Source organism: Arthrobacter sp. MMS24-S77 (genome assembly GCF_054888235.1).
In genome coordinates this window covers 3,144,337-3,158,989 of the sequence record NZ_JBTZRN010000001.1, presented here as the reverse complement: position 1 = coordinate 3,158,989, position 14,653 = coordinate 3,144,337, and the positions used below count along the sequence as shown (strand labels likewise).

At 61.0% G+C, this 14,653-nt stretch carries 8 protein-coding genes; 6 read left to right on the top strand and 2 right to left on the bottom strand.

Going from position 1 to position 14,653, the window contains the following annotated elements:
* Window positions 1-12 precede the first annotated feature (12 nt).
* Window positions 13-510 (top strand): hypothetical protein, encoded by a 498-nt coding sequence (locus tag ACX5I4_RS14430; RefSeq protein WP_461837253.1) that lies wholly within the window; start codon window positions 13-15, stop codon window positions 508-510.
* Window positions 511-533: 23 nt separating this feature from the next.
* Here ACX5I4_RS14430 and ACX5I4_RS14425 read toward each other — a convergent pair whose 3' ends face one another.
* Window positions 534-4,607 (bottom strand): FtsK/SpoIIIE domain-containing protein, encoded by a 4,074-nt coding sequence (locus ACX5I4_RS14425; RefSeq protein ID WP_461837252.1) that lies wholly within the window; start codon window positions 4,605-4,607, stop codon window positions 534-536.
* Window positions 4,608-4,820: 213 nt separating this feature from the next.
* Here ACX5I4_RS14425 and glf point away from each other — a divergent pair, with 213 nt between their 5' ends.
* The 5 genes from glf to ACX5I4_RS14400 are packed head-to-tail and all read left to right on the top strand — an operon-like array spanning window position 4,821 to window position 11,847.
* The gene (gene glf, locus ACX5I4_RS14420) at window positions 4,821-6,008 is read left to right on the top strand and encodes a UDP-galactopyranose mutase (protein WP_461837251.1); all 1,188 of its coding nucleotides are present in this window, start codon (window positions 4,821-4,823) and stop codon (window positions 6,006-6,008) included.
* Window positions 6,005-8,029 (top strand): glycosyltransferase, encoded by a 2,025-nt coding sequence (locus ACX5I4_RS14415; protein WP_461837250.1) that lies wholly within the window; start codon window positions 6,005-6,007, stop codon window positions 8,027-8,029. Before glf ends, ACX5I4_RS14415 begins: the two co-directional genes overlap by 4 nt.
* Window positions 8,026-8,919 (top strand): ABC transporter permease, encoded by an 894-nt coding sequence (locus ACX5I4_RS14410; protein ID WP_461837249.1) that lies wholly within the window; start codon window positions 8,026-8,028, stop codon window positions 8,917-8,919. Before ACX5I4_RS14415 ends, ACX5I4_RS14410 begins: the two co-directional genes overlap by 4 nt.
* Window positions 8,920-8,921: 2 nt before the next feature.
* Entirely contained in the window at window positions 8,922-9,659 is a 738-nt protein-coding gene (locus ACX5I4_RS14405; RefSeq protein WP_461837248.1) for an ABC transporter ATP-binding protein, read from the top strand.
* A gap of 4 nt (window positions 9,660-9,663) precedes the next feature.
* The gene (locus ACX5I4_RS14400; protein ID WP_461837247.1) at window positions 9,664-11,847 is read left to right on the top strand and encodes an acyltransferase family protein; all 2,184 of its coding nucleotides are present in this window, start codon (window positions 9,664-9,666) and stop codon (window positions 11,845-11,847) included.
* A gap of 66 nt (window positions 11,848-11,913) precedes the next feature.
* Here the strand turns inward: ACX5I4_RS14400 and ACX5I4_RS14395 are convergent, their stop codons facing one another.
* Window positions 11,914-14,433 (bottom strand): S8 family serine peptidase, encoded by a 2,520-nt coding sequence (locus tag ACX5I4_RS14395; RefSeq protein WP_461837246.1) that lies wholly within the window; start codon window positions 14,431-14,433, stop codon window positions 11,914-11,916.
* Window positions 14,434-14,653 lie beyond the last annotated feature (220 nt).

Below are 14,653 nucleotides of genomic sequence, written 5' to 3'. Positions count from 1 at the left end.
TAGTGTGCCAGTGTGTCAAGACCCCCTCTGAACCCCGCCCAAGACCCCGCCGTGCCCGGCGACGACGGCCAAGGGACCAGCCCCAACAACCCTGCCGGAGCATCCGGCGAAGGAAAGCGGCCCCGAGGAATCGTTTTTATTTCGGTTGTGGTTGTGCTGGAAGGCCTCGCTCTGTTGACTGCAGCGGCCCTGTATATCTACCAGCTGGCGATCGGGGCGCCGGTGGCTTCATTCTGGGGAGCGGTGTTTACCCTGGGCCTGCTCCTGGCCTTCTCTGCGTGGTTGTTTGCTGTGGGCCATTTCTTGTTCCGAGGCTATCGTTGGACCCGCGCGGCTGCGTTGGTCGCTCAGTTGTTCGTGTTGACGATCGGGTTTCCCACGATGACCGGTGGGCTGACACTCGCAGGACTTGCCATGGTGGTGCCGGCTTTGGCCGGAATTGTCCTTCTGTTCGACAAGCGGGTCATCGCGTTTGCGTCCCGAACCGGCGGATCCCGCGCCGCGCTCTGACCGTTTCGCTCCGGCGCGGCTCGTCATTCCGGAGCGGCGATCTGTACCGGGCGCGTTCTTCCGTTCTCAATCAGGACAGCGCGGCCTGGTGTGGGTGCCTGTTCGACGTCGACGCGGATACCGAAGAGATCCCCATCCGTAGGCGATCTTTTGCCAAGGAGAATCCCGCTTCCGTGGGCCAGGGCAAGGGATACCAGGGGCGTCCGCCGCAGCAGGGCCGCACTGTGCCCCGCAGTTGCCACTACGGAGAATCCCATAGTCGGAAGCTCGGCAAGCAGCATGCCGGTTGCGCTGCTCAAGTGTTCGGCGTCGTCCACCAGGAGAATGGTGCCGGTACCCACAAGCTTGCTGCTTTCATTCCTGTGGAAGTCCGCCCAGAAAGCGTCCGGATCTGTACCTTGTGGTGGTGACCTCCATTGACGGCCTGGATTGAGCAACGGCAGCGCGGTGAGCAACGAGGACTTGCCGGATCCAGGGGAACCAAGGGCAAGAAGGACTCCCGATCGCGGGAGCGTGATCCAAACGGGTTCATGTTCGTCGCCTCCCAACCCGAGCAGCACAGCCCCGCGCGGGCGAGCCGAAGAAGGAGCAATGGCTTCGATACCGTGGCCCGCCACGATGTCCGAGGCCCGGACAAACTGCGGCAACGGCTCCACCCGGAAAGGGCGCCGCTCAGGCTCAGGGGGTTCGCAGTACGGCCAGGCCGTGGTTGACGGTGGTGCGACGAACTGGGCGACTGCCGTGTCGACATCAAGGAATTCGCCACTCACGCGGGCCCTGCCCCGCAAAGTCCTCATTGCCGCAAACCGCGGCCACGCCATCCGCCCCTCTTCCGTAGTGCCAAGCGGAAAGTATGCACGGTTGGGAATTGACCCGAACATGCGCGATGCGACCAGTTCTCTGTCACCCGTTACCAGAACCGTCAGTCCTGACTTCGGCCCGTCGCGGACTATGGCGTGAACGAGGTCCTCAGCCCAGGCAAGCGGCCCAGCGCGCAATTGTGAGATCCAGGACCCCCAGCCGGAAATGACAAGCAGCAAGGGAACTTCCCGGGCGACAGCAGCCCGGGCCTGCCGCGCTGCCATTTCATCCGTCAGCCGCTCCAGAATCCGGACGCCCCTCTTTGGGTGGCTGAGGCAAGCGATGGCACCGACGCGCCCGTGGGCTGCAACACCGGCGAAAGTGCCGTCACCATCCAGAACATAGAGATGAAGTTCCTCGGCACTAGCAACAAGCTGCGCTGCTACCGCGCGGCAGGCGTCTTCGACTCCGCTTGCCGGAGGACCCACAAGCCCGAGATTCCCGTGCAGACAAGGAGACCAGAGAAGGCCTGTGAGTCGCTGTTGCGTGGGCAAGTCGACCAAGCCAAGGTAAGCCGCTCCCCCTTCCGATTTCGCGGGCGCCGCATGTTTGCCCGCCGATGCGGCTGCCCTGAGGCATTGGTGGAACGAGATGGATTCAGGAAGCGCATCCGCAACAGGTCTCCGGAGCGGTCTACCTCCGTGGGTGTCCCAAACCTGATTGATTCTTTTGATAATGGGACGCGCTGCTTCTGCCGGGGTAGTTTCTGGACTTTGAATCTTTGCCTCGGCGATCTCAGACGAACCGCTGGCACGGAGCGATTCTGCTGCCGGCCGGGCAACGGTCCTCGTCAGTGATCGAACTCCTTCGCCGCGAGAGAGAACCGCCGACTGGAAAAGCGCAGCATCCTCTACCCCGCGAACCAAATAGGCCCGGCCAGGGAGGGACACCGGAATCGATGCCGCTGCGGACGAGTTGATGATGTCCCGCGACTCCATATCTGATTGGACTCGAAGAGCGATGCTCGTGGTGACGTTGGCCCGGATGTCAGCACTCAGTGCGCCCTGCGGGCGTTGTGTTGCCATGATCAGATGGATGCCCAAAGACCGGCCGAGGGTGGCGATTCGCATCAGTTCGGCCAGGGCGGCCGGCGCGTCTTCAACAAGCATCCTGAATTCGTCGATCACAAGTACTAGCCCGGGGAGGACGGGCAATTGCTTTCCTCGTACCGCCTGGATCCCGGCTCCCGTCCAAGCGACCCTGGCCCAGTATCCCGGCAGATCAGGGACATTGGCCTCAGCAAGGAATGCCTCCCTCATCCGAACCTCGGCACGTAGCGACGCAAGGGTACGCTCCAGTTCGTGTTCGCTGAGATCTGTGAGCATTCCGGTGCATTGGGGCAGATCAATCAAAGGCCCGAGGCCCGAACCTCCCTTGAAATCAACAAACAGGAAGTTGACCCTGTCAGGACTGTGGGTCAGCGAGATCGCCATCACGATAGTGCGTAGAAGTTCGGACTTTCCCGATCCCGTCGTTCCGGCCACAAGGAGATGCGGGCCGTCGGAAACCAGGTCAAGGGACCGAGGCCCTTCGGCCCCTTGTCCGATGACCGCGGCTAGGCCGCTTCGCGACGAAGAGTCGCTCCACCGGCCAGCGATGCTTGATGGGTCGTTCGGAAGCAGCTCAGCGAGCATGCACGTAGAGGGGACAAACGATGCCTTTGCTGTCGCCGGTGCCGGCAAGGCCGCCAACGAGCGGCAGTAGCGGTCAAAGACGGAGTACGGGACCAGGTCAGGATCAAATTCCGTCTCTGAAAGACACGATCGGAGGACTGCGCGTCTGTTCCAAAGCTCGACAACGCAATTGCCCTCAGCTCCGCCTGCCGTCCGTTGGAAGATTCTCCAGCCAGATTCGGCCGCCGCCTGCCGGAGTGAATCGTCGTCGGGATCAGGCTCGGGCCCCACCAAAAGGAGTGCCCCCGGTTCCCCGGTTCCCGTGGAGAGAATGGCTGCTGCCGACCGTGCGTCCGTGGTCATCGTGACGCGGGGTAGGAAACGGGCACTGAACGGCACATGGGCAATTGGGCCGTGAATGAGGATGGGGACATTCGCTGCGCTGGGAAACCCCGCAAGTTGCATGAGCAGAAACCTGAACATGCCTTCGACCTTGGCTTCAGGTCCCGTGAAGGAAACTGCTTGGGTGGTGGGATCCAAAACTACTGGAACCGGGCCCAACTGCGGCGGTTCAAAGCCCGGATCGGGAGGATTGAGTGCAACCAAGGCGTTCTGCGGACGCGTGCCGAGCCGGAGCCAGATTTCATGGCAGCCCACCGTTCCTTGCGCCGCGCCGGTTCTCGGCAGTGTCAATTGCTTGCGCCCGCGTTCGTCCGACGCCGATGAGGCAGATGACCTGACGGCAACGGCTAGCTCTGCGGCGGAGGGTGAGCATCGCCGTCGCCGGGCTCTGTCTTGTTCGACAGCCTCTTCGATCGCCGCGGCCAGAAGCCTGCGCTGCTGTCTTCCCGAAATCGCTGGAGCGAGGACTGCGATCGCAGAAATTGCCGTGAATCCGAGGAACATCCACATTCCCGTGGCCAGGGCGATGCCGACTCCCAGCAGAAGCGGTAACCCCGCTGTGAGGAGCAGTTGGATGCGGGCATGGGCGTCGCTTCGAGACTGCACCAAGAGAGGCTCCGCGATGCTAAGCCCCGCTGTCCCCAGTGACTCCGCCCCGAAATCTCCATCGTCGAAGACAACCGACATGGTAGAGCCACCACATCGGATTCTGGACGTGGTCGAGAGGAAAGCCGAGCGGATCTTGCGTCCATCCACCAGTGTCCCGTTCGCGCTCCCATTGTCAGTAATCGTGACTGCTGTCTCGGATATCTCAAGGGCAGCGTGGAATCGGGAAACGTCAGGATCCGGGAGGGAAATATCAGCGCCGCTCCGCCCGATCCTGTAACTGCCCCGTTCAAGCGGAACAATCAGGCCCGCCGAAGGGCCCGTATGGACCAGCAGCGACAGCCCCGTGGGCGCGCGTCCGCTGTCGGGGGTGTCCTGTCCACACGAATCCGCGCCGTCAACCAACACGGCTCCGGGCATAAGTGGCGCCGCGCCGACGGTGAGGCTTTTGAGCGGCAGCCCGTCGACCACCAGTTCCCCGGTTCCGAACTCAGCGGCGACTGCGGCCTGGACGAGGGCGCCTGAGTTGCCGTCGCCCACGGCGATGGTCAGCTCAATGGGTTCCCCTTGCCGAGGCGCCCGCGGACCCCGGACCAAGGTGCAATGGAATGTCACTTTGTAGCCGCTCCTTCGGCTTGGACGATTGATACTCCTCCAACGTATTTGCAATGAGCGCCGGATGTTCTTGGTCGATTGGCCTATGTGGAAAACGCTCCGTCCGCTGAGCGGCGAACGAGCACGGCGGCAATTGGATGCGGCATCTCGGGTAGGCTTGACCTGCAGCCAGTGCAGATCATTGGGCTGCCCGCATTCGAACCAGGAGTATTTGTGACCGCTGACCTCGTCATCGTCGGGTCAGGCTTTTTTGGCCTGACAATCGCAGAACAGGCCGCCACTGAGCTGGGCTTGAAGGTTGTTGTCATTGACCGCCGGCACCACATCGGTGGCAACGCCTACAGCGAAACGGAAGAGCAGACCGGAATCGAGGTGCACCGCTATGGCGCACACCTCTTCCACACCTCAAATGAGCGCGTATGGGAGTACGTCAACCGGTTTACAAGCTTCACCAACTACGTCCACAAGGTATACGGCGTGCACAAGGGCGAGGTCTACTCTCTCCCCATCAACCTGGCAACGATCAACCAGTTCTTCCGCGCCAACTTGACTCCCAGCCAGGCGCAGGACCTGATCAAGGAACAGGCTGGCGAACTCGCGGGAACCGATCCGCAGAATCTCAATGACAAGGGCATCCAGCTGATCGGCCGCCCCCTGTACGAGGCGTTCATCAAGCACTACACCGGCAAGCAATGGCAAACGGACCCCAAGGACCTGCCAGCGGGAATCATCTCGCGGCTTCCCGTCAGGTACAACTACGATAATCGCTACTTCAACGACAAATTTGAGGGCCTGCCGACCAACGGTTACACGGCATGGATCGAGAAGATGGCCGAACACCCGAACATCGAAGTACGTCTGAACACCGACTTCTTCGATGACTCCCACGAGTATTCAAAAGACAAGGTTGCCGGGAAGATACCCGTTGTCTACACCGGCCCCGTTGACCGCTACTTCGACTATGTCGCCGGAGATCTGTCCTGGCGCACCATCGATTTCGAAGAAGAAGTCCTGGACATGGGCGATTTTCAGGGAACGTCCGTTGTCAACTACAACGACGACGACGTCCCGTTCACCCGGATCATCGAGCCGCGCCATTTCCACCCGGAGCGTGGTTACCAGACGGAAAAGACCGTCATCATGCGCGAATTTTCCCGGTTTGCGGAAAGCGGCGATGAACCGTACTACCCGATCAACACCCCGGATGACCGCGAGAAGCTCCTGAAATACCGCGATCTCGCAGCCGCTGAAAAGGACGTGTTGTTCGGGGGGCGTCTGGGCACATACAAGTATCTCGATATGCACATGGCCATCGGCTCTGCCCTGTCCATGTTTGACAACAAGATCCGTCCGCACTTCGAAAGCGGCGCAGAGATTGAAAGCGGAGGAGTGGACGCATGAGCGTTTCAACGGAGCCCATGAATCCGGGCGCTACGCCCGGGCTGGGCGAAGAGTGGCAGACAGTCCATCGTGTTGTCTTTCCGACTGACGGAGATTCCGACACCCTTCCCCTGTACCTGGACTTCAACGCGGCCCAGCGCGTTGTATCTGAAGAATCGCAGACATCCAAGTCGGGGTCAGGTGTCACAGCTGTCACTTCCAGCGGGGCAAAGATCCGCTCGGATTTCATTGAGAACCGCCGCCAGCTGCACTTGCCGGCCTATCGACGACTCTCGTTTGGCACCTACTTCAACGCTTTTCCCGCAAGCTATTGGAGGGCACACACGGATGTCACCAGTGTGCGTCTTACGGTCGCGGTTGACGCACCGGCAACCGTAGTCATCCTTCGTTCCACTGCGAGGGGCACCTCCAACAGGGTGGAAAGCATCAGCGTAGACGCCGGGCGGCCGGTGGACGTCGTCCTACCGCTGGCGAACTTCGGCGATGGCGGCTGGTACTGGTTTGACCTCGTGGCTGCGTCTGAACAGGTCAAACTTCTCGGTGCCGAATGGTCCGTGCGCAAGCCCGAAGGATTCGAGGCGGGCACCGCCACGGTTGCGGTAACCACCTTCAACCGCCCTGATTTCTGTGTCAAGCACCTGTCCACTTTTGCAGACTCTCCAGAGCTCTTGAACGTCATGGACCGGCTCCTGATCACCGACCAGGGAACGCAGAAGGTTCGGGACCAGGAAGGGTTTGAAGAGGCCGCCGCCCGACTTGGAGACAAGTTCGGACTCATTGAGCAGGGAAACCTCGGCGGTTCGGGCGGCTTTGCCCGAGGAATGCTCGAGACGGTTGAGGACGGCCGAAGCAAATACGTCCTGTTGCTGGACGATGACGTGATCATCGAGACGGAAGGCGTGTTGCGCGCCATCAATTTCGCTGACTTTACGAGGAAGCCGTCGATCGTCGGCGGTCACATGTTCAATCTGTATGAACGCTCCGTCATGCACAGCTTCGGCGAGGAAGTCAACGAGTACAAGTTCCAGTGGGGCGCCGTCGAAAGCACAAAAGAGGCACATGATTTCTCCGCGAGCAACCTTCGCACGACGCCTTGGATGCACCGCCGGATCGATGTGGACTTCAACGGCTGGTGGATGTGTTTGATTCCGACCAGTGTCGTGCGCGAGATAGGGCTCTCGCTTCCGGTATTCATCAAGTGGGACGACGCCGAATACGGCATCCGGGCCCGGCGCCATGGCTACCCGACAGTCACTCTTCCGGGGGCTGCCGTGTGGCACATGCCTTGGACTGAAAAAGATGACACGATCGACTGGCAGGCATACTTCCACCAGCGAAACCGCTGGCTTGCCGCCCTGGTCTACTCGCCCTACAAAAAGGGCGGATTCCTGCCGCGCCAGAGTTTCATGGTGGACGTCAAGCACCTGCTGTCGATGCAGTATTCCGCGGTTGAGCTTCGGCTTGATGCCCTTGAGGACCTCCTCAAGGGGCCGTCCCACTTGCACGAGACAATCAAGACCAAGCTCCCCGAAATACGAGCGCGACGTGCGGACTTTGATGATGCCCGCATCACAAAGGACGTTGCAACCTTCCCCCAAGTGAAGCGCGTGAAGCCCCCGCGGCGCGGCAAGAAGCCGTCCTCTCCGAAATCGATTTTCGCGGCCCTGGCGACTGCCGCGTCGGCAGGAGTCCGTCAGGTTCAGGGCGTGCGGCCTGGAGCGCTCGAGCACCCCGAGGCACTCGTCCCGGCAATGGATGCCCGCTGGTGGCGCCTGTCCCAGCTGGACTCCGCAATTGTGTCGTCCGCGGACGGAACGGGTGCATCCTGGTACAAGCGCCATCCCGAGCATTTCCGCAACATGATGGCCCGCAGTATCAAACTCCACCAACAGCTTCTCCAGGACTGGGAAAAGCTTGCCGAAGAATATTCCCGGAGCTTGCCCGAGTTCACGTCCCAGCGGGCGTGGCGCGAGACTTTCGACGCGGTGACCACGACCCCGCAGGAAAAGGTCAACGGGTGACAACTGCGAGTGACTTCAACGAGTCCGCCCCTCTCGTCCGTCCGGGCGTGGGGGGCGGGCTCGCTGATGTGTTTAGACAGCGATTCTTGCTCAAGCTGCTTGTCCGGAAAGAGCTGCAGATCCGTTACAAGGGATCGGTACTTGGGCTGCTTTGGTCCTATGTAAAGCCTGGCGTCCAGTTTCTCGTCTTCTATGTCGCCTTGGGCGTCTTCCTTGGACTTGAGAAGAGCGCCCGAAACCCGGACGGCCTGGGCAATTACGCTGTGTACTTGTTCTCCGGAATTGTTCTGATCAACTTTTTCACCGAGGCGCTCAGCAACGCGGCCCGCTCCATCGTGGGCAATGGTGGTCTCATCAAGAAGATCTATCTGCCGCGCGAGCTATTTCCGGTTGCATCGGTCTGGGTTTCCGCAGTGCATTTCATTCCCCAGTTGGTCGTCCTGGTTGTTGCCTGTTTCTTTGCCGGATGGCACCCCAGCTTCCTGCAATTGGTCGCTGCCGTCGCCGGTTTCGTCGTCGTAGCTATGCTCGCTACCGGCCTGGGGCTGCTCTTTGGCTCTGCCAATGTCTATTTCCGGGACTCCGAGAACATCGTCGACATGCTTCTGATGGTTGCGACCTGGGCATCTCCCATCATGTATTCCTGGACCATGGTGCGGGAGAAACTTGGCGAGGGATGGTATTCCCTTTACCAAGTCAATCCCATCACTATCGGCGTTGAAGCCTTTCACTACGCCTTTTGGCTTCCTACCACCGATGGAACTGCTCCCATGCCGCCGAATCTTTTGCCCCTCTGGGTCCCCGTGGGACTTGGCGTTTCCCTTGCAGTTCTCGTTCTCGGCCAGTGGGCATTCCGCCGGCTTGAGGGCCGATTCGCACAGGAGCTCTAAGGATGTCTGTTGCAATCGAGGTTCAGAGACTAAACAAGCAGTTTGTGCTGAGGCATACGCGTTCCCTCAAGGAAGCAATTGTCTGGCTCGTCACCGGCCGTAAGGGCGACATCTCGAAAAAGTTCCATGCCCTCCACAATGTCGATCTCGAAATCCAGCAAGGTGAGACCGTCGCTTTATTGGGATTGAATGGCTCCGGCAAGTCCACGCTGCTCAAGCACATCTCCGGTGTTATGTTGCCTGATAGCGGATCTGTGCGCACGAGGGGCAGGGTCGCCGGCCTTATCGAGGTTGGCGCTGGCTTCCATCACGATCTGTCCGGACGGGACAACGTTTACCTAAACGGCGCAATTTTGGGGATGACCGAGTCTCAGATCGACGAACAATTTGACTCCATCGTCGAGTTTTCCGAGATCGGCGACTTCATCGACACCGAGGTCCGGTTCTATTCATCGGGAATGTACCTTCGCCTCGCGTTCTCCGTGGCAGTTCATACTGATCCCGAAGTTTTCCTCGTGGACGAGATATTGGCAGTCGGAGACGAACCGTTTCAGCGTAAGTGCCTCGCCAAGATCAAGGAGCTTTCCGCAGCAGGGAAGACCTTGGTTGTGGTCAGCCACGACCTTGAACTCGTTTCCCGTATTTGCGATCGGGGCGTGGTTCTCAAACACGGAAATGTCGTGTTTGACGGAGCCATTGATGATGCTGTGGCTCAGCTCCGCGCCGAAAGCTCCCGCTGATCCGATGACATTTTCACAAGACGATATTTCGGTAGGCAGTGGCAAGGGACTCGATGGACGCCTCGCGCAAGAAGCCCCTCTTCGTGTGAATGAGGCACCCGCGAAACGTCTGTCCGGCAAACGACGATTCCGAACTGACATCCAGGCACTGCGCGCACTTGCCGTGAGCCTCGTAGTGGCCAACCATCTTTGGCCTCTCCAGTTGCCTGGCGGATATGTCGGCGTTGATGTCTTCTTTGTCATCTCCGGATTCCTGATCACCTCGCACTTGAGCAAGGAACTCCTGACGAGTGGTCGGGTGCGCTTGGGCCAGTTTTACGCAAGACGCGCGCGAAGGCTCTTGCCAGCGGCCCTGATCGTGTTGGCGGTATCTCTCGCGGCGACTTGGCTGTGGCTGCCCTACACTCGTTGGACCGCTAACGCCCAAGAAATTGTGGGCAGCGCCTTCTATGTCGAGAATTGGGTGCTCGCGGCGAAGTCGGTGGATTACTCGGCGATGAATGCGTCGGCCACGATGGTGCAGCACTATTGGTCGCTCTCTGTCGAGGAACAGTTTTACCTAGCCTGGCCGCTGGCCCTGATCGGCCTCTACGTTTTCTCAGTACGACGGCGCAGCGACCCTCGCCGTACCCTGGTGACCGGTCTTGGAGTGGCTGTGGTCGCCTCCCTCGGGTTCAGCATTTACCTAACGGCCGTCGCACACAGCCAAGCGTATTTCAGCACGCCGGTGCGCGTTTGGGAGTTCGGCGCGGGTGCCCTCCTTGCGTTGTCCGTTCCCCGTGCGGCGCTCCGTCGGCGCACCCTGAACATCATGGCGCTGAGCGGGTTCGCCTTCATTCTTTTATCCGCTGTGATCTACGATCACGCGACCCCGTTTCCAGGCTGGACCGCTCTTGTGCCGGCCGCGGGCACGGTGTTGGTAATTCGTGCAGGCGCGAGCGGTGCGAACTTGTGGCACGACCGGCTCACGGCTCTAAAACCGGTGCAGTTCATAGGCAACATATCGTATTCGCTGTATCTGTGGCACTGGCCGCTGATCGTCGTGGCGCCGTTCTTGCTGGGGACAACCCTGGGCGCTGCAGCCAAAATGTCGTTGGCGCTCGTGGCAGTGCTTCTGGCTTGGCTGACGAAGTTGTGGATTGAGGACCGATGGACCATGCGGCCCCAACACGCCACGCGGTCACGACGCGTGCTCGTCAGTGTTGCGGCCGGCATGATCGCGTTGGCGTTGGGCGGGACGACGCTTTACCTGCAGGTAGCACCCAAGGCTCAGGCCGCCGCGACTCTTGCCCGGACTGACGCGGAGGGTCCTTGTTTTGGACCCCGGGCGGTCGACAAGCCCGAATGTGGTGACCCGTTCGCCCGCCCCGTTAAGGATGCGAACATGGGGCCTGCCAACGAGTACTGGGGCATGCCCGCGGACTGTCCAGCCACGAAGGACACACTCGGTGAGGCCAACCCGGGAGGCCCTGCAGTCTGTGACTATTCGGCCGGGCGCCGTGATGGTGAGTCTGTCTGGCTGGTGGGGGATTCGCACGCCCAGCAATGGCAGCCGGCAATCATTGAACTCGCCCGGACAAATCACTGGAGGCTGAAAATTAGCTATAGCGGTGGGTGCCCGCTGGCTGATGTAAGGTACATCGGATACCGCGGGTCCACTGCGGACCCAGCCGCTGTAGAGAGGTGCGGCCTGTGGCGCAGAAACGTCGCAGACGCCGTGGAGCGGGACAAGCCCGCAAAAGTCTTCACCTCAAGCTTTGCAGCAGGTGAACAGATCAACGATGGCTCCGGCCGGTCCCAACAAGAGCAGTACAAGGCAGGTTTCACCAGCTACTGGAACCGGTGGACACGCACTGGGGCGGTCGTCTATGCCATCGCTGATCCCCCTCTCAACGACAAGGTCCGCGACGCTAATTGCGTTGCCCTCAGCGCCGACAGCCCGCTCAGATGCCGCGCTCCTCGGAACCAGGCACTTCCGGAAGATCCCATCGTCGCGGCAGTCAAGGCAGCCAATGACAACAAAGTTCGGCTGCTGGACATGTCCCGCTACTTCTGCGACGACTCATACTGCTACGGCGCAGTCGGTGGGGTCTCGGTCTACTACGACCTTGATCACCTGAATCGACAGCTGTCGTCACAGCTTGCCCCACGCCTCGGCGCAGAGCTGGGCGCCCCGGCGTCGCGATAATTTCTGTACCGTACGGCCCGCTTCTCTATTGGCGCGGTCCCCTACTGCGTGGCGGCGGTGGGCATGCTACTTGATGACGGCTCCGCCGGAGTTGCTCCAGTAGATGGTGCCACCCTGGAATCCTTGGGCGATGCCACCATCGGGAGTCGAGTGTTCATCAGTGGTGGGGTAGCCGAGCTTGCCGGTTTCGTAACCTTGGGAGGCCCAAGCGGTGCGGATTGGACCTGCCGTGGCGTGGGCGCCAGCGTCGGGCGTCCAGTAGATGGAGCCGCCCTGGTAGGCTTGGGCAACTCCGCCGTTGGGGTAGCTCATCTCATCCGTCACGGGGTAGCCGAGCCGACCGCTTTCGAACCCCGCCCTGCCCCAGGCGGATCGGATTGGACCGGCGCTGGAGTGGGCTCCTGTCGCCGAGGTCCAATAAATGGATCCACCCTGATACGCCTGCGCGATGCCGCCGTACGGATAGCTCATCTCGTCCGTCGTCGGGTAGCCGAGCTTGCCGTTTTCGTAGCCCACAGCAGCCCAAGCGCCTCTGATGGGGTTGGCGCTGGCGTGTGCTCCCGTGACGGCGGTCCAGTAGATTGACCCGCCTTGGAAATTCTGGACGACACCACCGTTTATCCCCGGAGTTTCGTCGCTCGTGGGATAGCCAAGCCTTCCCTTTTCGAAACCTTGCGCGGCCCATGCGCCTCGGATGGGGCCCGCCGTGGCGTGGGCACCGGTGTCCCCTGTCCAATAAATAGAGCCGCCCTGGTAACCCTGGGCGAGGCCGCCGTTCGAGTAGCTGAGGACGTCGGTGGTGGGGTATCCGAGCTTTCCACTTTCAAAGCCCATAGCGGCCCAGGCTTCGCGGATTGGTCCTATGCTGGCGTGTGCACCCGTGTTAACGGTCCAGTAGATAGAGCCGCCTTGGAAGCCCTGGGCGCGGCCACCGTTGGGGTAGCTCAATTCATCGGTAGTCGGGTAGCCGAGTGTGCCGCCCTCGAAGCCCAGTGACGCCCAGGCGGACCGGATAGGACCCGCGGTGGCGTGGGCTCCGGTGGCAGCTGTCCAGTAGATGGCGCCGCCTTGGAAGCCCTGGGCACGGCCACCGTTGGGGTAGTCGAGCTCGTCAGTGGTGGGGTAGCCGAGCTTACCGCGTTCGAATCCGAGTGTGCCCCAGGCGGCGCGGAGCGGGCCTGAGGTTGCGTGCGCCCCGCTGCCCGCCGTCCAGTAGACGGAAGCACCCTTGAAAACCTGGGCGAGCCCGCCGTTGGGGTAGCTCAGGACATCCGTGGTGGGGTAGCCGAGGCTCCCGTCCTCGAAGTTCTGTGTTGCCCAGAGGGTCCGAATGGGGCCGTTGGTAGAGTGTGCTCCGCTTGCCGGCGACCAGTGCACGGCGCCGCGCTCGAAGCTAAGGTAGCCGCCTCCGTCCTTGAGGCCATAGGTTTCGCCAGACATCGCTGCCCCGAATGCTCCGTTGAGTTGTGAACCCTTCAGGGCAAGGGGAGTAGGGAGGTAGAGAAGCTTATTGGGTGTTCCGGCCGAGACTGATTTCACTACACCGCTCGTCGCGTTTGAAAGGATGGCTGCGCTGACCTGGGCCGGTGTCATCTGGGGATTCAGGGATAGCAGCACAGCAGCGGCACCAGCAACGTGGGGGCTTGCCATGGAGGTGCCGGACATGATCTTCGAGGCTGTGTCCGAAGCGATCCCGGCCGAAGTAATGTCTTTGCCAGGGGCATAAAGGTCGACGCAGCTGCCGAAGTTCGACCAAGGCGTCTGGGTGTCGCTGGAATCGGTTGCGGCCACAGTCAGGACATCCGGGACCCTTGCTGGCGAACCGGAACAGGCATCGACGCCGTAGTTGCCTGCCGCCGCCACTACGGTGATCCCGTGGTCGATGGCGCCTTGAACCGCGGCATCGAGGGCCATGTCTGTGAAACCCGCCATGCTCATGTTCAACACGGCAGGAGTTCCGGCCTGATGGTCGGCCGTAATCCAGTCAATGCCTGCGATCACCCCTGAGGTATATCCTGAACCGCTGCAGTCCAGGACCCGCACGGGAACGATGGTGGCGGACTTTGCGACGCCGTATGTGCTGGCCGCAAGAATACCGGAAACGTGGGTTCCATGTCCGCTGCAGTCTCCGGTTCCCAGGCCATCGTCGACATTGCTCCAGCCTGTGTTAACCCGTCCAATGAACTCGCTGTGTGATGAACGTATTCCGGTATCCAAGACATAGGCTGTGACGCCTGCGCCGCTTCCTAACGGTTGGTAGTACGTATTCAGCGGTAGATCACGCTGATCCGTCCGGTCGAGCCCCCACGGCGAAGAGTCTTGGGCGATGGTGATGCGCTGGTCGACCTGAAGTGAAACGACGTCGGGGGACAGCGATAGCTTTGCGGCCTCTGCCGGAGTGGTTGTAACAGCAGCGCCTTTGAGTGCATGGGTGAAAGTCTTGTCGACGGCCACGCCCTTGGACTCCAAGTTGCTCGCCTTTGTGCCGATGTCGGTTTCCTGTGTGTACCGGACGATGTACCGGACTTTTTCATCAGAGGAGGCATCCGGCGTCGGCGGCGTTGGTGACGGTGCAACTGGCGCCACACTGCCAGCCGTTGCGGAAGGAACGCCGGTGGCTGTAGGGCTAGCCGGCCCCGAAGGGTAAGCAGTGGCTGCGGAAGCCGACGGGGACGGGGCAGCCGGCGGAGCTGGAGTGGCCGAGGGCGCCGCGGCGGTCCCAGACGGTTCAACCGGGGTCGCGCCCGCGATGCCCGAACCCGCGAATGTCAACGAGCAAAAAACAACGGCAACAAAGACATTCCTA